Source organism: Methylocystis sp. Se48 (assembly GCF_056269425.1).
The window spans coordinates 1,841,211-1,857,728 of record NZ_CM149850.1 but is presented as its reverse complement, the minus strand read 5'-3'; the positions used below and the strand labels follow the sequence as shown (position 1 = coordinate 1,857,728).

13 protein-coding genes are annotated in these 16,518 nt (G+C 65.3%); 4 read left to right on the top strand and 9 right to left on the bottom strand.

Annotation, left to right across the window (positions count from 1 at the left end; translation table 11 throughout):
- Window positions 1-8: 8 nt before the first annotated feature.
- The 5 genes from ACV959_RS09115 to ACV959_RS09095 all read right to left on the bottom strand — a co-directional run bounded on the left by ACV959_RS09115 (window position 9) and on the right by ACV959_RS09095 (window position 4,449).
- The gene (locus ACV959_RS09115; protein ID WP_475736302.1) at window positions 9-956 is read right to left on the bottom strand and encodes a 2-oxo acid dehydrogenase subunit E2; all 948 of its coding nucleotides are present in this window, start codon (window positions 954-956) and stop codon (window positions 9-11) included.
- 21 nt (window positions 957-977) lie between these two features.
- On the bottom strand, window positions 978-1,130 hold the full coding sequence (locus ACV959_RS09110; RefSeq protein ID WP_475736301.1) for a hypothetical protein: 153 nt from the start codon (window positions 1,128-1,130) through the stop codon (window positions 978-980).
- Window positions 1,131-1,136: 6 nt separating this feature from the next.
- Window positions 1,137-2,519, bottom strand: coding sequence for a pyruvate dehydrogenase complex E1 component subunit beta (locus ACV959_RS09105; protein ID WP_475736300.1), 1,383 nt, complete (start codon window positions 2,517-2,519; stop codon window positions 1,137-1,139).
- A 15-nt stretch (window positions 2,520-2,534) separates the two neighbouring features.
- A complete protein-coding gene (gene pdhA, locus ACV959_RS09100) occupies window positions 2,535-3,536 on the bottom strand; it encodes a pyruvate dehydrogenase (acetyl-transferring) E1 component subunit alpha (RefSeq protein WP_475736299.1) in 1,002 nt (333 codons plus the stop codon).
- Between the two features lie 136 nt (window positions 3,537-3,672).
- Entirely contained in the window at window positions 3,673-4,449 is a 777-nt protein-coding gene (locus tag ACV959_RS09095; RefSeq protein ID WP_475736298.1) for a DUF1499 domain-containing protein, read from the bottom strand.
- 221 nt (window positions 4,450-4,670) lie between these two features.
- Here ACV959_RS09095 and ACV959_RS09090 point away from each other — a divergent pair, with 221 nt between their 5' ends.
- Together ACV959_RS09090 and ACV959_RS09085 are read left to right on the top strand one after the other, a co-directional pair.
- Window positions 4,671-4,871, top strand: coding sequence for a hypothetical protein (locus ACV959_RS09090; protein WP_475736297.1), 201 nt, complete (start codon window positions 4,671-4,673; stop codon window positions 4,869-4,871).
- A 50-nt stretch (window positions 4,872-4,921) separates the two neighbouring features.
- Window positions 4,922-5,866 carry a metallophosphoesterase gene (locus ACV959_RS09085; protein ID WP_475736296.1) on the top strand — a complete coding sequence of 315 codons (945 nt, stop codon included), beginning with the start codon at window positions 4,922-4,924 and terminating at the stop codon, window positions 5,864-5,866.
- Between the two features lie 309 nt (window positions 5,867-6,175).
- Here ACV959_RS09085 and ACV959_RS09080 read toward each other — a convergent pair whose 3' ends face one another.
- Both ACV959_RS09080 and tuf read right to left on the bottom strand, forming a co-directional pair.
- Window positions 6,176-6,739: an NUDIX domain-containing protein gene (locus ACV959_RS09080; RefSeq protein ID WP_475736295.1), complete on the bottom strand. Its 564-nt coding sequence runs from the start codon at window positions 6,737-6,739 to the stop codon at window positions 6,176-6,178.
- A 153-nt stretch (window positions 6,740-6,892) separates the two neighbouring features.
- Window positions 6,893-8,083 (bottom strand): elongation factor Tu, encoded by a 1,191-nt coding sequence (tuf, locus tag ACV959_RS09075; RefSeq protein ID WP_475736294.1) that lies wholly within the window; start codon window positions 8,081-8,083, stop codon window positions 6,893-6,895.
- Between the two features lie 247 nt (window positions 8,084-8,330).
- Here tuf and ACV959_RS09070 point away from each other — a divergent pair, with 247 nt between their 5' ends.
- Together ACV959_RS09070 and ACV959_RS09065 are read left to right on the top strand one after the other, a co-directional pair.
- Window positions 8,331-9,458: a DUF3611 family protein gene (locus tag ACV959_RS09070; protein WP_475736293.1), complete on the top strand. Its 1,128-nt coding sequence runs from the start codon at window positions 8,331-8,333 to the stop codon at window positions 9,456-9,458.
- Between the two features lie 153 nt (window positions 9,459-9,611).
- Window positions 9,612-10,955, top strand: coding sequence for a peptidoglycan-binding protein (locus ACV959_RS09065; RefSeq protein ID WP_475736292.1), 1,344 nt, complete (start codon window positions 9,612-9,614; stop codon window positions 10,953-10,955).
- Between the two features lie 42 nt (window positions 10,956-10,997).
- Here ACV959_RS09065 and gyrA read toward each other — a convergent pair whose 3' ends face one another.
- Both gyrA and ACV959_RS09055 read right to left on the bottom strand, forming a co-directional pair.
- Complete coding sequence (gyrA, locus tag ACV959_RS09060) at window positions 10,998-13,736, bottom strand: DNA gyrase subunit A (protein ID WP_475736291.1); 2,739 nt, start codon at window positions 13,734-13,736, stop codon at window positions 10,998-11,000.
- Between the two features lie 211 nt (window positions 13,737-13,947).
- Window positions 13,948-16,470 carry a DUF2167 domain-containing protein gene (locus ACV959_RS09055; protein ID WP_475739568.1) on the bottom strand — a complete coding sequence of 841 codons (2,523 nt, stop codon included), beginning with the start codon at window positions 16,468-16,470 and terminating at the stop codon, window positions 13,948-13,950.
- Window positions 16,471-16,518: the final 48 nt, after the last annotated feature.

Below are 16,518 nucleotides of genomic sequence, written 5' to 3'. Positions count from 1 at the left end.
TTCGAGCCTCATGCAAACAGCGCCATGGGCTGCTCGATCAGCCGCTTGAACTCGGCGAGCAGTTCGGCGCCCAGCGCGCCATCGACCGCGCGATGGTCACAGGAGAGCGTCACGCTCATGATCGTGGCGACGACAGGCGCGCCGTCTTTCACGACCATTCGCGCTTCGCCCCGCCCCACGGCGAGGATCGTCGACTGTGGGGGATTGATCACCGCCGAGAAGCTTCGGATCCCGTACATGCCGAGGTTGGAAACAGCGGAAACGCCGCCTTCATATTCCTGCGGCTTCAGCTTGCGCCCGCGGGCGCGGCCGGCGAGGTCCCTGATCTCGTCCGAAATCTCGCGAACGGTCTTGGCCTGGGCGTTGCGTATGATGGGCGTGATCAGCCCGCCGGGAATGGCGACCGCGACGCCAATGTCCGAGCCTTTGTGCTTCAGCATGGCCTCGGGCGTGAAGGTGACGTTCGCCTCCGGCACGCGCTGAAGCGCCAGCGCAAGCGCCTTCACAATGTAGTCGTTGATGGAGGTTTTCCACTCCGGCGAAGAGTCCGCGCGCCGCGGCGCGGCGGCGTTGAAATCTTCCCGCAGCCGGAGGAGCGCGTCGATCTCGCAATCGACGTCCAGAAAGAAATGCGGAACCGTCTGGATCGACTCGGTGAGGCGCCGGGCGATCGCCCTGCGCATCGAGTCGTGCGGAACCTCCTCATAAGAGTCGATTTCGTAGAACTTACGGGTCGCCGCCGCCGATGGCGCCCCGGCGAGAGGGGCGGACTTCGCCTCCGGCGCAGACGCCGGCTTGCGCGCCGCGCCGCCCGCGAGCGCGCTCCTCACGTCGCGCTCGATGACGCGGCCGTGCGGGCCGGAGCCGGCGAGCGTCGAGAGATCGAGCCCTGCCTCTTTCGCGAGACGGCGCGCGAGCGGCGAGGCGAAGATACGGGCCGGGGCGATGGCGTTCACGCTCCGCTCTCCTTTCTCTGTCTATTGTCCGCCAGCCGTATTGCCGCCGGAGAGTCCGAACAGCGCCCGCATGACGTCCCTGCGGAAATCGCCGTCCTGCGAAAAGGCGAGAACGCCGGTTGCGAGGATCCCAACGACGGCGACGGCGATGAGCACGATTTTTCCGCGCGCCATGGCCGCCTATCGGTACAATACGGCCTTCGCCGTCGCCACAACCTCTGCGACGCTCGGCAAGGCGAGCTTTTCGAGATTGGCGGCGTAGGGCATCGGCACATCCTTGCCGGTCACGCGCGCGATCGGCGCGTCGAGATAGTCGAACGCCTCCTGCTGCACGCGCATCGCGATCTCGGCCGAAACGCCGCATTGCGACCAGCCTTCCTCGATCGCGACGCAACGGCCGGTCTTTTTCACGGATTCGACGATGGTCGCCGTATCCATAGGCCGAAGCGTGCGCAGGTCGATCACCTCCGCCTCGATCCCCTCCTTCGCCAGTTCCTCGGCGGCGCCGAGCGCATAGCTCATGCCGATGGAGAAGGAAACGAGCGTGACGTCCGTCCCCGGCCGCGCGACGCGCGCCTTGCCAATCGGCAGCACGAAATCCTCGATCGCCGGAACCTCCCAGGTCCTTCCGTAGAGGATTTCGTTTTCGAGAAATACGACAGGATTGTTGTCGCGAATCGCGGCTTTCAGCAGGCCCTTGGCGTCGCTCGCGTTCGAGGGCGCGATCACGATGAGGCCGGGCACCTGCGAATACCAGGCCGCAAAGTCCTGGCTGTGTTGCGCGCCGACGCGGGCGGCGGCGCCGTTCGGGCCGCGGAAGACGATCGGACTGTGGATTTGGCCGCCTGACATATAAAGCGTCTTCGCCGCCGAATTCACGATATGGTCGATGGCCTGCATCGAGAAATTGAAGGTCATGAATTCGACGATGGGCCGCAGTCCGGCGAAGGCCGCGCCCACGCCAATGCCCGCGAAGCCATATTCAGTGATGGGCGTGTCGCGCACGCGCATCGGCCCGAATTCCTGCAAGAGCCCCTGTGTGACCTTGTAGGCGCCCTGATATTCGCCGACCTCCTCGCCCATGATGAAGACGTTCGGATCGCGACGCATTTCTTCCGCCATGGCGTCGCGCAAGGCTTCGCGCATGGTCATGGGGATCATGGTCGCGCCCGAGGGGATTTCTGGCGCTGTCGCGGCGACGCCCGCTGGCTTCGCGGCCGGCGCCGGGGCTGTTGCCGGCGCGGCTTCAGCCGTCTTTGGCGCTTCCTGCGCCTGTGGCGCCTCGGGCGCGGCTGGCGCTTCTATCGCTGAAGCGTCCTCGCCCTCCCCCGCGATGACCGCAATTGGCGTATTGACCGCCACATTCTCCGTGCCGCCGGGAACGAGAATGCGCGCCAGCACGCCCTCGTCCGCCGCCTCGACCTCCATGGTCGCCTTGTCTGTCTCGATTTCGGCGATGACGTCGCCGGCCTTCACTTCATCGCCTTCGTTCTTGAGCCACTTGGCGAGCTTGCCCTGCTCCATCGTGGGCGAAAGCGCGGGCATGAGGACGTTTATGGTCATTTGAAACTTTGCCCCTTACGCCAGCACGTCCGTGTAAAGCTCCGACGGCTCGGGCTCCTTGTCGCTCATCGCAAAATCGGCCGCGTCCGCGACGATTTTGCGAACATTGGCGTCGATTTTCTTGAGTTCGTCCTCGCTCACGCCCGCCGCGAGCAGACGCAGGCGCACCTGCTCGATCGGATCGTGCTCCTCTCGCATTTTCTGCACTTCTTCCTTCGAGCGGTATTTGGCGGGGTCGGACATGGAGTGGCCGCGATAGCGGTATGTCTGGATTTCCAGAAGATACGGCCCCTTGCCCGATCGGCACCAGTCGAGCGCCTCGGCGGCGGCGGCGCGCACGGCGCGCACGTCCATGCCGTCGACCTGCCGGCCCGGTATGCCAAAAGCCGCGCCTCGCATGGCGAAATCCTGCTGAGCCGCCGCGCGGGTCAGGGCCGTGCCCATGGCGTAGCGGTTGTTCTCGACGATGAACAGCGCCGGCAACTTCCACAGAGCCGCCATGTTGAAAGTTTCGTAGACCTGCCCCTGATTGGCGGCGCCCTCGCCGAAGAAGGTGATCGAGACCTTGCCGTCGCCGCGATAGGCGTTCGCGAGGGCGATCCCGGCACCGATCGGCGCGGGCGCGCCGACGATGCCATGCCCGCCGTAGAAGGCCTTCTCGTGCGAGAACATGTGCATGGAGCCGCCCTTGCCCTTGGAATAGCCTCCGCGCTTGCCGGCAAGCTCCGCCATGACGCCCCTGGCGTCCATTCCGCTCGCGAGCATGTGGCCATGGTCGCGATAGCTGGTCGTGAACTGGTCGCCCTCGCGCGCCGCCATTTTCACGCCGACGACGACGGCCTCCTGCCCGATGTAGAGATGACAGAAGCCGGCGATGACGCCCATGCCGTAAAGCTGGCCGGCCTTTTCCTCGAAACGGCGGATGAGCAGCATCTCACGCAGGGCGTGAAGCTCCTCTTCCCGCGTGAAATCCGGAACGGTTTGAGTCGCGCTTGCGCCGTCGCTCGCGTTCGCCATCGGCTGCCTTCGGCCTCCCAACCATTAACTGGAAAACAGGCGAGACTTTACCAGAGTCGCCTTTCAAAAACGATAGCGCTGTCCGGAGAGGACCAGAAGCGGGCGGAAACCCGGCGTGCGGCGCGGGAAGCAGACCTCAGCGGGCGTCGAGCTGCGCCTGCAATTCGTCTGCGAATGCCCTGATTCGTTTGGCGTTCGCGCCAAAGTCGTGCCGCCCGTAGCGCGACGCGGAACGAAGGTCGATGCGCGTTTGGCCCGTCAGGGGCTTCAGCCGGACGGTGATGTCCTCGTCGAACCCCATGATGAGCGTCTTGTCGAGGAAATCGGCATGGCCCTCGCCCGTCCGCCCGCCCGGCGGGCGCAGGTCGACGATCTTCCACCCTACCGCTTTGGCCGTCCTGAGCGCCAGCGCGAAGGCTTCATCCGCGTCGAGATCGACGACGATCGGCTCGACGTCGGCATAGGCCCAACGCTGCGCCTCGCGGGCCTTTGGCGGCAATCCCTTGGGCTGAAATCCCTTGCGCGCCTCATAGGCCGCGCGCGAGAGGGAAAAATACGGCGGGTTGGCGACGTCGGTGGAAATGTCGGCGAGGACGGGAAGGCGCAGCGCCTCGGCGGCGAGATAGGCCGGATAGGCCAGCGTCGCCAGCGCGACGAAGGCTGCGCCGACCGCGGCGCCCACGCCGCGCCGCCCCGTGCGCCAGATGACCACGGCGGCCGCGCAAACCAGCAACAGCGCCACAAGCGCGAGCGCCACCGCCGCGCCGATCGAGGCGAGCGCCGACGCCGGCTCGATGACGTGAAGACGCGCGAGCAGCACCGCCAGCAGCGCGACCGTCGCCGCGAAGATCGCGACGCTGCGGCTCCAGAGCGCGGATTGCGACCATGGCTCCGGCGGTAGTGTGCGGCGCATGGCGTGCGGCGGCCTCGCGTAAAGCCGGCCTCAGCCGGCGGACCCCGCATTTTTCGCCAATGCCCGCGCGAAATGCAACGCTGGTTTGCGCCGCGGAAAAATCCTCGCGGAAAACGCCCGAAGTCGGCGCGCCGTTAGTCTCTCGTTAAGACGATAACGAGAGATTCACCGAAGAAGGTCACTCTCTATTATCCTCGAGCGTAAGAGTTGGAAGACCCGCCATGTCGGACAAGCATTCTCCGGAGTTCACCCAAACCCAGTCTGGCGGCCATCCCCACGACCTGCTGGCGCGGCTCTATCGTGAAATTGGAATCTCGGCGGTCGCGGCGGCTCTCGAGGCGTCCCAATTCGTCGAGAAACACGGGGAGGCGGGCGACCGTCGCGATCCGTCGATCCTTATGGGCGAAGACCTCGCGGCCTGATACAAGCTCCCGGGCGGTCGACCTGAAACGGCGCCGCCGGGGACCGCTTCATGATTAGCCGCCGCGCCCTCCTGCGCCTGCCCGCCGGGCTCGCGCTCGCGGGACTTGGACTGGGGACCTACTCCGTCGTCGTCGAGCCCAATTTCCTTCTCAACGTCGCCCGCTACCGGGTGACGCCGAAGGATTGGCCGAGGCCCTTGCGGCTGCGCATCGCCGTCATTACCGACCTGCACGCCTGCGAGCCCTGGATGCCGATGGCGCGCATCCGCAAGATCGCGCAGCTCGCCAACGCGCTCCAGCCTGACCTCACCGTGCTTCTGGGCGACTTCTCGGCCGGCACGCATCTCGTCTCCGGCCCCGTTCCCGCACAGCAATGGGCCGAGGCCCTCTCAGAACTCAAAGCCCCGCTCGGCGTCCATGCGGTGCTCGGCAATCACGACTGGTGGCACGGCGCGCTCGTCACCGACCCCCCCGACGACGCCGAATCCACCCGGCGCGCGCTGAAGCAGATGGGGGCGCGCCTTTACGAAAACGACGCCATGCGTCTGACCAAGGACGGAACGCCCTTCTGGCTTCTCGGCCTCGGCGATCAGATGGCCTTCTACGGCGGCAAACGGTTGGGGTGGCGCGGTCACGACGATCTCTCCGGGACGCTCGCGCTGGCGACGGACGACGCGCCGGCCATTCTGATGGCGCACGAACCCTTCGTCTTCCGGCGCGTCCCCAATCGCGTCGCCCTCACGCTCTGCGGCCACACCCACGGCGGGCAGATCAATCTGCCGTTCATTGGCCCGATCGCAGCGGAATTGCGGTGGCGGACGCGCCGGATTTACGGGCACTACGTCGTCGAGGATCGCCACCTGGTGATTTCCGGCGGATTGGGCGAATCGGTGCTGCCGATGCGGTTCATGCGTCCGCCGGAAATCGTAGAAGTGACGGTGGAGGCGCCGGGCGCCGCCATCGCCCATGATTTTCGCCCGCCGTCATCCATATGATCAGGCGGAAGGCCGAGAATGGTCCCTTTTTTCTGCACCGCGTGCGCGCTCGTTGCGCTGCTTTGCGCAGCTGATCCAGCTTTGGCGCGCGGAAGGCGCGTTGTCGGCGATGATCCCGGCGTTTCGGCGGGGCTTCGCTCCCCGCCAGCCGAACGCGGCCCTGACTCCCCGGACTGGACCCGCATCGACCGTTACCGCGGCTCGACGACCGTCATCACGCGACAGATGCTGGACGACTACAAAGCACAAACCCTGTGCGACGCGCTCCGGCTCGCGCCGGGCGTTTTCGTCGGCGGGTGCTGAAGGCGCTCAGAACAGACCGAGGCGGCGCAGCCGCAGGGCTTGCGTCAAGACGAGCGTCTTCATGTCGACAAGTTCTCCCGCCTCCATCAGCGCGGCGAGTTCCGCAAGGCGCATCTCGACGACCCGGATGTTTTCGTCCTCCGCAGCCAGTCCGCCGCCGCTCGCGACCCGGTCCGCCGCCCGATACGCCGCAAGATAAAGCGTCATCCTCTCGGTGGAGATGCCCGGCATCGTCCAGGCGGTCGCCACCCTCTCGAGGTCGCGCAACTGAAGCCCCGCCTCCTCGAGCGCCTCGCGTCGCGCCGCTTCGGGGCCGTCCTCCCCCTCGACGATGCCCGCGATCGCTTCCAGCGTGCGCTCCTGCCCCAGCGTGAGAAACGGCGCCGCGCGAAATTGTTCGACGAGGATGACCGTCTTTCGATCGGGGTCGTAAGGAAGCACGGCGACCGCGGCGCCATGGTCCTCGACGTCGCGGCTGATCACCTGCCCGCTGGGCAAGCGGATATAGGCCACCGACAGGCTCGACCAACCCTTGTGCTTCGCCTCAATGCTGACGATCTCATGCGCCATCGACGGCTCTCCCTTGCCTCGAGCCCGCCAACAAAAAAGCGCGGCGAACCGCGCTTTCCTTGTCCCAGGCGCGTTCGCCCGGATTATTCGATGATCGAGGCGACGCCGCCGCCGCAAAGGAATGCGGTTGATCGCATTCCGACGTCGCGTCCATCATTCAATTATGGACGCTACGACGCCGGCGCCGACGGTGCGGCCGCCTTCGCGGATGGCGAAGCGCAGCTTCTCTTCCATCGCCACCGGGACGATCAGCGTCACTTCCATCGCGACATTGTCGCCCGGCATCACCATTTCGACGCCCTCGGGAAGCTGAACGACGCCCGTCACGTCCGTCGTCCGGAAGTAAAACTGCGGACGATAGTTCGTGAAAAACGGCGTATGGCGACCGCCTTCTTCCTTCGTCAGAATATAGGCCTCGGCCTTGAACTTCGTATGCGGCTTCACCGAGCCCGGCTTGCACAGAACCTGTCCGCGCTCGACGTCCTCGCGCTTCGTCCCGCGCAGCAGGCAGCCCACGTTGTCGCCCGCCTCGCCCTGGTCCAGAAGCTTGCGGAACATCTCCACGCCCGTCACCGTCGTCTTCGTCGTCGGACGGATCCCAACAATCTCAACTTCCTCGCCAACCTTGATGACGCCGCGCTCAATGCGCCCCGTCACCACCGTGCCGCGGCCCGAAATCGAAAACACGTCCTCCACCGGCATCAAGAACGGCTGATCCTTCGGACGCTCCGGCTGCGGAATGTAACGATCGACCTCCGCCATCAGCTTCAAAATCGCGTCATGCCCGATCTCCGGGTTCTTGTTCTCCAGCGCGCACAGCGCAGAACCCTTCACGATCGGAATGTCGTCGCCAGGGAAATCATACTTCGACAAAAGCTCGCGAACCTCGAGCTCAACAAGCTCCAGAAGCTCCGGATCGTCGACCATGTCGACCTTGTTCAAAAAAACCACCAGCGCCGGAACGCCCACCTGACGCGCCAGAAGAATATGCTCGCGCGTCTGCGGCATCGGACCGTCCGCCGCCGAAACAACGAGGATCGCCCCGTCCATCTGCGCCGCGCCCGTGATCATGTTCTTCACATAGTCCGCGTGGCCAGGACAGTCCACATGCGCATAGTGACGGTTCGCCGTCTCATACTCAACATGCGCCGTCGAAATCGTGATCCCGCGCGCCTTCTCCTCCGGAGCCTTGTCAATCTGGTCGTAGGCCGTAAACGTCGCCCCGCCCGTCTCCGCAAGAACCTTGGTGATCGCCGCCGTCAAAGACGTCTTGCCATGGTCGACGTGTCCAATCGTCCCAATGTTGCAGTGCGGCTTCGTGCGTGTGAACTTTTCCTTGGCCATGGTCCCAATCCGTTGAGGCGGGTCCGTCGCCCGCGCGCGGCGGGCTTTTACGGGGTTACAGGGCCAAGGGCAAGGGGGCGGCGGCCGGTTCCGAACCTTTCGGGGCGAAATGCGGAAGGAACGGGCGGATTCACCCCTCGGCGGACGCTTTGGCGCAGGGACGCCGGATCACACATGGACTATATTGCAGTGCGAAAATGCCGGCCGCGCGCCCTGTGGCGCCAGCGCCTCGAACGGGAGATTGCCGATGGTTTCCGATCCGAGACGCAATCCGCTGTCCATTACGGTTTTCTGGATCTTCGCGCTTTTGGGGGTCGCCGCGCTCGGAACGGGGCTTCTCCGCGAGCGCACCGCACTCGACGCGGCGACGCGCGCCCATCTCTCCGAGTTGCACGTGTCGCTCGCCCTCACGGCGGCGCTCTTCTTCGGCGCGCATTTGCTTCTGGGCGCCGTCCTCTTTGTGACGATCGATGGCGGCGGCCCGCGCGACCGTCGCCGCGCCGCCGCCTTCTGGCTGCGGCAGACGATCGACCTGTCCTTCGCCGTCGCAATCGCGGCGGGCGCGCTCTCTGTGGCCTGCCGTGGCGAGCAGATTTTCTTCTGGGATTATCCCCTTCCCTTCTGGGACGCGGGAAACCGCGCGGCCGCCGATCTACTCCAGAGCGCGCACGGCTCGGCCGCCTACGTCTTCGCGGGCGTCCTCGTCATTTATGCCGGCTTCGTCATCTTCGACAGGCTCTCGCCCCCCGCAGCCGCGACTGGCAAGGCGCTGGACACGTCGGCGCCGCAGAATTTCGCCATGATGATCGCCGACGGGCTGGCGCAGAGTTTCCGTTTCTTCGGCGGCGCGGCCTTCTGGATTCAGCTCTTCATCGGCGTCGTCTCGGGCCTGCTGTTGGCCTTCAGCTATGTCGGCCACACGGTAAGCCCGGGCGCGACCATCTTCAGCGAAGGCATCTATTGGGCGGCGTCAAGTCTCGCCCTTCTGCTGCTTTCGAGCCTTTTCTGCTTTCGCTACGTGAGCGCCGCCGTCAGCATCCGCAGCCGCCCGGAGCGCTACCTTGCCCATGACAGACGCCTGGCGTTCTGGTTCGTGGCCGTCGGCGGTTTCGTGAATTTCCTGGGCGCGCTCGACTCCTTCGTCGGCGTGGGGATGAGCGTCGCGCTGCTTGTCGGCAAGACGGTGTCGCAGCCGCCGGGCATCGCGATCACGGACCCCAACAAGATCATCCGCGCTCTGGATATTTTCACCCTGCTGGTGAACTTCAACCTGCTCTTCGCCCATTTCATCGGCGTCGGCGTCGCGGCCTGGCTCAGCATCAGCGGGCTGAGGGCGCGGCACCAGTACCTGATTGCGAAGGGAATGGAGGAATGAGAGACGGGAGTCTGGCGGCCGAAGACGCCAGGAATCAGATCGCGGAAGCGTGGGGCCGTTACCAAATTTTGATTATTCGTAGTTTCGTGTTGACACGCGCTTTTTGCAGTGTGACGATTTTCATTATTGCGATTTTTCGATGAGGACTTGAAAATGAAGGGTTATGAGATCCTTTCCGTTGCTCGCCCGCATATTGGAGAAAAATATGTGTACGGTGCCGCAGTTCCTTACAAGAACCCCAACTGGCGCGGTCCTTGGGATTGCGCGGAATTCGCGACTTGGTGCGTCTATCAAACTTACGGTTTCCTGTTTGGCTGCGATCTTCAAAGCGGAGCCGCCGGAACCGCATACACTGGCTTATGGCGAGAAGACGCGGAGGCCCGCGCGGAAATCGTCGACATCGATTCTGCGACTCGGACGCCTGGGGCTTTCCTGCTGCGATACCCGAATTCGGCCGCTAAACGGATCGGCCATATTGCCATTTCATGTGGGGACGGCTCCACTGTAGAGGCCGCCGACAGCACTCGTGGTGTCATTGCCGGCGAGGTTCATGGCCGAAGATGGGATATTGGCGTTCTGCTGCCAAATGTGGACTACTCCGCGCAGAGTTTCGCAGAGACATCACTGCCGACGATTCTTCGTTCGGAACAGTTCCCGATTCCGGATGATCGCGTGAAGGAGGTCCAACTCGCCCTTCGGACTCGCGGGTTCGACCCCGGGCCTATCGACGGCCTGTTCGGAGAAACTACAGAGTCGGCCGTCGCCGCATTTCAAGCCTCGGCAGGCGTCGTTGTGGACGGTGAAGTTGGCCCAAAAACGGCTGAATTGCTGCTCGGAAAGCCACCGAAGACTCCGGAGACGCCAGTTATAGTCCGCCGCGCCGACGCAGGGATCGTCCCCGCTCAACCGATACAGAGCACTAAATTCGACGATCTGCGCGACGAATATCTCTGGTTGTTCGGAAGCCTCGCGCCGAGCGTCCAAAAGGCGAAAGCCATCTCGGCAGCCGTTGACCGCGTGGAGGCGGGGCGCGCACGATATGAGCAGACGGCGAAAGGCCTCGGGGCCGTGCCCTGGTATGTAATCGGCGTCATAAACGAGTTGGAAAGCACGTCTCGATTCGACACGCATTTACATAACGGCGATCCTTTGACGGATAGGACACAACATGTCCCTGCCGGCAGACCACCTCACGGAAATCCGCCGTTCACTTGGGAAGAATCCGCGATCGACGCCTTGCAGATGTTGAGCTACGACAAGTTTTCCGATTGGCGTTTGTCTCGCGTTCTGCATCGGCTGGAAGCGTATAATGGCTGGGGAACACGCCGTCGCATGGTCTTTACTCCTTACCTGTGGAGCGGATCCCAGCACTACGTCAAAGGAAAATACGGCGAGGATGGCAAATGGGATCCCAATCTCGTTTCTAAGCAGATCGGTTGCGCAGTGATCCTCCACGAACTTGAAACGCGCGGGATTATCGAGTTGGAGAGGAGCTGACCTAAATAAAGAGGGCATCGAGACAATGTCAGGGCGCGTCGTTCATATCGTCGGCGCGCCCTCTCCCTCATCCTCCCTCACATCCTCAATATGCTCCACCGACACCACGCGCTCGTCCTCGGCGGTGTTGAAAACGATCACGCCCTGCGCGCCGCGGCCCGCGATGCGGATGCCTTCGACCGGGCAGCGGATGAGTTGGCCGCCGTCGGTGACGAGCATGATCTCGTCGTCCTGACCCACGGGGAAGGAAGCCACAAGCTTGCCGTTGCGCGCGTTGACCGCCATGGCGACGATGCCTTTTCCGCCGCGCCCCGTGATGCGGTACTCGTAGGACGACGTGCGCTTGCCGTAGCCGTTTTCCGAAACGGTCAGGATGATCTGTTCGGCCGCCTGCATGGCGGCGAAGCGCTCGTCGGAAAGTTCGACGGCGCCGGCCCCCTCCTCCGTCTCGGCGCTCGTCTCCGGCGCAACGTCCTCGCCCATGCGGCGGCGCAGGGCGCTCGCCTTTTTGAGATAGGCCGAGCGTTCGTCGGGCGTCGCCTCGAAATGCTTCAGGATCGAGAGCGATATCACGCGATCCCCCTCGGCGAGCGAAACGCCGCGAACGCCCATCGATGTGCGGCCCTGGAAGACGCGCACCTCCGGCACGGCGAAGCGGATGCACTGGCCGTCGCGCGTAGTGAGCAAAATGTCATCGGCTTCCGTCGCCGTCGCCACATCGACGATCGCCTCGCCCTCGTCGAGCTTCATGGCGATGAGGCCGTTGCGGCGCACGTCCACGAAGTCCGAGAGCTTGTTGCGCCGCACCGTGCCGCCGGTCGTCGCGAAGATGACGTCGAGCTTCGACCAGGTCGACTCGTCCTCGGGCAACGGCATGATGCTGGTGATGCGCTCGTTCTGCTCCAGCGGCAGCATATTGACGAGCGCCTTGCCGCGCGCCTGCGGCGCCGCCAGCGGCAACCGCCAGACCTTTTCCTTGTAGGCCTTGCCGAGCGATGAGAAGAATAGGACCGGCGTGTGGGTGCTGGCGACGAAGAGCCGGTGGACGAAATCCTCCTCCTTCGTCTGCATGCCGGATCGGCCCTTGCCGCCGCGCCGTTGCGCGCGATAGGTCGAGAGCGGCACGCGCTTGATGTAGCCGGCGTGGGAGACCGTGACGACCATGTCCTCGCGGGCGATGAGGTCTTCGTCCTCCACCTCGCCGTCGGAGTCGACGATCTGCGTGCGGCGCGGGGTGGCGTAGGCCTCCTTCACCGCCAGCATCTCGTCCTTCACGATGCCAAAGAGTTTCTCGCGCGAGCCGAGAATTTCGAGATATTCCGCGATCTCGGCGGCGAGCTTGTTCAAGGCCTCGGCGATTTCTTCGCGACCGAGCGCAGTGAGACGTTGCAGGCGCAGATCGAGAATGGCGCGGGCCTGCGCTTCGGAAAGGCGGATTGTGCCGTCATGCGAGAGCTTGTGGCGCGGGTCTGCGATGAGCTCGACGAGCGGCGCCATGTCTTTTGCTGGCCAGTCGCGCGCCATCAGCGCTTCGCGCGCGGCGGCGGCGTCGGCCGAATTACGGATGAGGCGGATGACTTCGTCGATATTCGCGACCGCGATCGCGAGGCCGACCTGCAAATGCGCATTATCGCGCGCCTTGGCGAGGCGGAATTTGGTGCGCCGCGTAACGACCGTCTCGCGGAAGTCGATGAAGGCGCGCAGCACGTCGGCGAGCGTCATCAGCTCGGGCCGGCCGCCGTTCAGCGCGATCATGTTGACCGCGAAGCTCGATTGCAGCGCGGTATGGCGCCAGAGCTGGTTCAGCACGACGTCGGCCACTGCCTCGCGCTTCAGCTCCACGACGATGCGCATGCCGTCACGGTCGGATTCGTCGCGCAGATCGCCGATGCCCTCGATCTTCTTTTCCTTGACCAGCTCAGCGATGCGCTCGATCAGCGCCGCCTTGTTCACCTGATAGGGAATTTCGGTAAAGATGATCGCCTCGCGCTCCTTGCGCAGCGTCTCGATCTCCGCCTTGGCGCGCATGATGATCGAGCCGCGGCCGGTGGCGTAGGCGTTGCGGATGCCGCCGCGCCCGAGGATCGTCGCCGCGGTCGGGAAGTCCGGACCCGGCACGATCTCCATCAGCTCCGCGACGGTCATGTCGGGCCTGTCGATGAGCGCGACCGCCGCGTCGATGACTTCGCCGAGATTATGCGGCGGAATATTCGTCGCCATGCCGACGGCGATGCCGCCGGCGCCGTTGACGAGCAGATTCGGGAAGCGCGCCGGAAGGACGGTCGGTTCCTGCTCCTTGCCGTCATAGTTCGGCTGGAAGTCGACCGTGCCTTCGTCGATGTCCTCGAGCAGCGCAAGCGCGGGTTTGGCGAGGCGCGACTCGGTGTAACGCATGGCCGCCGGCGGGTCGTTGTCGACCGAGCCGAAATTGCCCTGTCCGTCGACGAGCATCAGCCGCATCGAGAAGGGCTGCGCCATGCGCACCAGCGCGTCATAGATCGCCGCGTCGCCATGCGGGTGATATTTACCCATGACGTCGCCGACGATGCGCGCCGATTTCACATAGGGTTTGTCCGGCATGTGCCCGTTCTCGTTCATCGAAAACAGGATGCGACGATGCACGGGTTTCAGGCCGTCGCGAACGTCCGGCAGCGCGCGGCTCACGATCACGCTCATCGCATAATCGAGATAGCTGCGCTTCATCTCGTCGGCGATCGAGACCGGCTTGATGTCAGATCCGTGCTTTTCGGGCTCGTCTTTTTTTGTGTCGTCGTCGGCCAAGGGCGCGCCAATCCGGATGTGGGTTTCGCCACTTATCCCTATAGGCGATTCTCCGCCTCGGCGCCAGTCTTATGGGAAGCATATATTCATTTAAAAACAGATACTTATGGTTTTTATCCACCCCCGCGCCGCCAGCGCGCCCGCCTTTTCGGGAAATCGCTTGCCGCGAACGGACCGGAAGCCGGTTCCCGATCCGTCCGCGGTTTCGCCGTCACCCGCGCGCTTCGCGCAGCGCCCGCGACGCGTTGATGGCCGCTGAAGTCGCTTCCGCGTCGCCCGGCTCCACGAGCCCGAAATCGTCTTCGTCGAAGACCGGCTGCTTCGCGGGCGCGGCTTCTCTTGGAGGCGTCGCGGCCGCAACGACCGGTTTTTCTAGCTCCGGCGCGGCGCGAGGCGCCTTGGCGGGTTTGCCTTCCGCCGCGCCGGGTTCGATGAGTTCTGGCTCGATCGCCGCCGCCTCTATCGCTTCCGCGACGATCGGCGCGGCCATGATCGGTTCGGGAAGCTTCTCGGCCGTGGCGGGCGCGGCTCCCGGCAGCGTTCGGATGGGCCGTAGCGCGCGTGACACGTCCACAGGCGCCGCCGCCGGCTCTTCAGCCGACCGGCGCATCTTCGCGGCGAGCTTTCTGAGGGCGGAAACGGGCTCCTCCACGTTGTTGGCGGCGGGTTTCTCCACCGCCGACGATCTCACGGCCGTCTTCGCAGCATTCTTCTCTGCGCCCGCGCGCATACTGGGAATTTTCGCCAGTATGCCGCCGATCGCAGAGGCGGGCTTGTCGTTGACGGGTTCCGCCTTCGAGGCGGCGGCGGGCGCTTCCGCAGGCGCCGGCGAAATAGACCTAGCGACCGGCGACGGCTCGGCGTCCTGCGCGGGCCGGCGAGCGAAGCGGGCATGAAGCGTCGGCAGAAACCGCTCGACGAGCGATGGCGCAGGCGTCTTCTCTTCGACGGGCTCCGGCGTCGTCGCGGCCTCCGCGGTTTCCGTTCCCGCATCCTTTTCGCCCGCCCGGCGACGCTTCAGCCAGACATAGAGGCCGAGCGCCGCCGCGGCGAACAGGGCTGGCTCCAGGAGTCTCGACAGAATGTCGACGATCGAGCCGCCGCTCTCGCCTTCGGCCGCGATCGACGGCGAGGCGGTCCGCGCCGCGACGTCGCGCGTGAGCATGTCGGCCGCGACGTATGGCGCGACCCTGTCGGTCGCTGCGTCGAAATCCTCATAGGTCTTGCCGCGATCGAAAACAATCGTATCGGCCAGCGCTTCGGCTTCGCCCTTCAACCGCTCGGCCTCTTCGCCGGCGTCGGCGAGACCGATCTTGATCGCGCCCTCGCGGCCAAGCGCCCACGCCTCGCAATTGAAGAAACGGTCGAGGCCGTCCCGATCGTTCTGGGTCGCGACATTGACGCAGGCCGATAGGCGGCGCTTGTCGGTGAGCTTCGGCGCGCTGAGCCAGCCGCCGAGCGAGACGGGCGGTTGGCCGACCCGCGCCCGCTGCTCGTTGACCTCAGGCAGGCTCGCCTCGAAGGCGGCCAGAAGCTTCTCCGGCTCGAGAGCGTCAGGCTCGCCGATCTTGATGTAGCCGTCGTCGAGGAGTTCGACCGGCGCCAGCCATTGCAGCTTTCCGCCCGACGGCGCAACGATTCCCTGGACGCCCGCCCGCCACTCGAGCCCGGCCTCCTTCGCGAGCTTGCGCGCAGGCTCGAGCGGAATGAAGGTGCGGCCGGCCGGCAGCCACATGGTTGCGCGATCGCCGATGCGCACCTCCGCCGGTCCGGCGACGCCTTCCGCCAGAAGCGCGCCGATACGCGCGTCCGCGTCGGCGGCGGCGGTTGCGGCGCCGTCGGTCGACGCCTGCGCGTCCACGGGAGCCGCGGCCCCGGCTTCGGGCGCGGGCTGCTCCGCGACAATGGGCGCTGGCTGCTGCTCCGGCGCCTTTGCAGTCGACTGAAGCTGCGGAACCAGCGCGGGCGCGACGACCTCCTCGCGCGGCTGAAAGGCTCGCGCGTCGAGACCTGCGGCTGGTTCCTTCAAGGCGGCGAGCGTTTTCCGCGGCGGGTTGAAGGTCATGACGGGCGGCCCGATCGGAGCCTGCTCCACGATCGACGGCGCTTCGGCCGCGACGGGCGGCTGAGCGGGCGCGGGCTGGTCCGGCGCCGCCGCTTCCGCCGACTTCGGCGCCTCCTCGTCGGGCGTCTGCGCCTCGGAACGCTGCTGGGCCGTCTCCGCCGGCGCGTCGGGCAACGCCGCAGCGGTCGCCGGTTGCTCCGGCAGAGGCTGTTCGGCAGGCGCCTGTCCCTCGCTCGGCGTCTGGGCGCGATCGGCGGCCGGCGGCGCGGCTTCCGCCACAGGCTGTTCGGCCGGTTTCGGGGCCTCGGCGACAGGCGGCTGGACCTCGGCGGATTTGGGAGCCTCGGCGACAGACGCCGGCGACGGCTGAACCGGCGCAGCCTCTTTCGCGGGCTGCGGCGCGGGCGTGGCGGCGATCGCCGGCGCGGGCTGTTCGGCGGGCTTCGGCGCAGGTTTGGGCGTCTGCGCCGCCATGCCCTTCACGGGCTTCATCGGCGGCATGACGTAAATGATCTCGCGCGAATCGTCCGCCGACATCGGCGGCATTTCGTAAACCACGTCTCCGCCGCCGCGCTGGCCGTCGCGCGCCCAGCTATCAGACGAAACGACGGTAAGGGCGGCAAGCATGGCCATGCTCGACGCGACGACAGGCGGTTTGGGAAACGACATCGACCACTCCACGACGCTTGAAACGCTTAGTCGGGAGCTTCGCGGCCG

Bases quoted from the DNA above. Each gene is read 5' to 3' on its own strand.
- ACV959_RS09110 (WP_475736301.1), bottom strand. From the start codon at position 1,130: ATGGCGCGCGGAAAAATCGTGCTCATCGCCGTCGCCGTCGTTGGGATC.
- ACV959_RS09105 (WP_475736300.1), bottom strand. From the start codon at position 2,519: ATGACCATAAACGTCCTCATGCCCGCGCTTTCGCCCACGATGGAGCAG.
- pdhA (WP_475736299.1), bottom strand. From the start codon at position 3,536: ATGGCGAACGCGAGCGACGGCGCAAGCGCGACTCAAACCGTTCCGGAT.
- ACV959_RS09095 (WP_475736298.1), bottom strand. From the start codon at position 4,449: ATGCGCCGCACACTACCGCCGGAGCCATGGTCGCAATCCGCGCTCTGG.
- ACV959_RS09090 (WP_475736297.1), top strand. From the start codon at position 4,671: ATGTCGGACAAGCATTCTCCGGAGTTCACCCAAACCCAGTCTGGCGGC.
- ACV959_RS09085 (WP_475736296.1), top strand. From the start codon at position 4,922: ATGATTAGCCGCCGCGCCCTCCTGCGCCTGCCCGCCGGGCTCGCGCTC.
- ACV959_RS09080 (WP_475736295.1), bottom strand. From the start codon at position 6,739: ATGGCGCATGAGATCGTCAGCATTGAGGCGAAGCACAAGGGTTGGTCG.
- tuf (WP_475736294.1), bottom strand. From the start codon at position 8,083: ATGGCCAAGGAAAAGTTCACACGCACGAAGCCGCACTGCAACATTGGG.
- ACV959_RS09070 (WP_475736293.1), top strand. From the start codon at position 8,331: ATGGTTTCCGATCCGAGACGCAATCCGCTGTCCATTACGGTTTTCTGG.
- ACV959_RS09065 (WP_475736292.1), top strand. From the start codon at position 9,612: ATGAAGGGTTATGAGATCCTTTCCGTTGCTCGCCCGCATATTGGAGAA.
- ACV959_RS09055 (WP_475739568.1), bottom strand. From the start codon at position 16,470: ATGTCGTTTCCCAAACCGCCTGTCGTCGCGTCGAGCATGGCCATGCTT.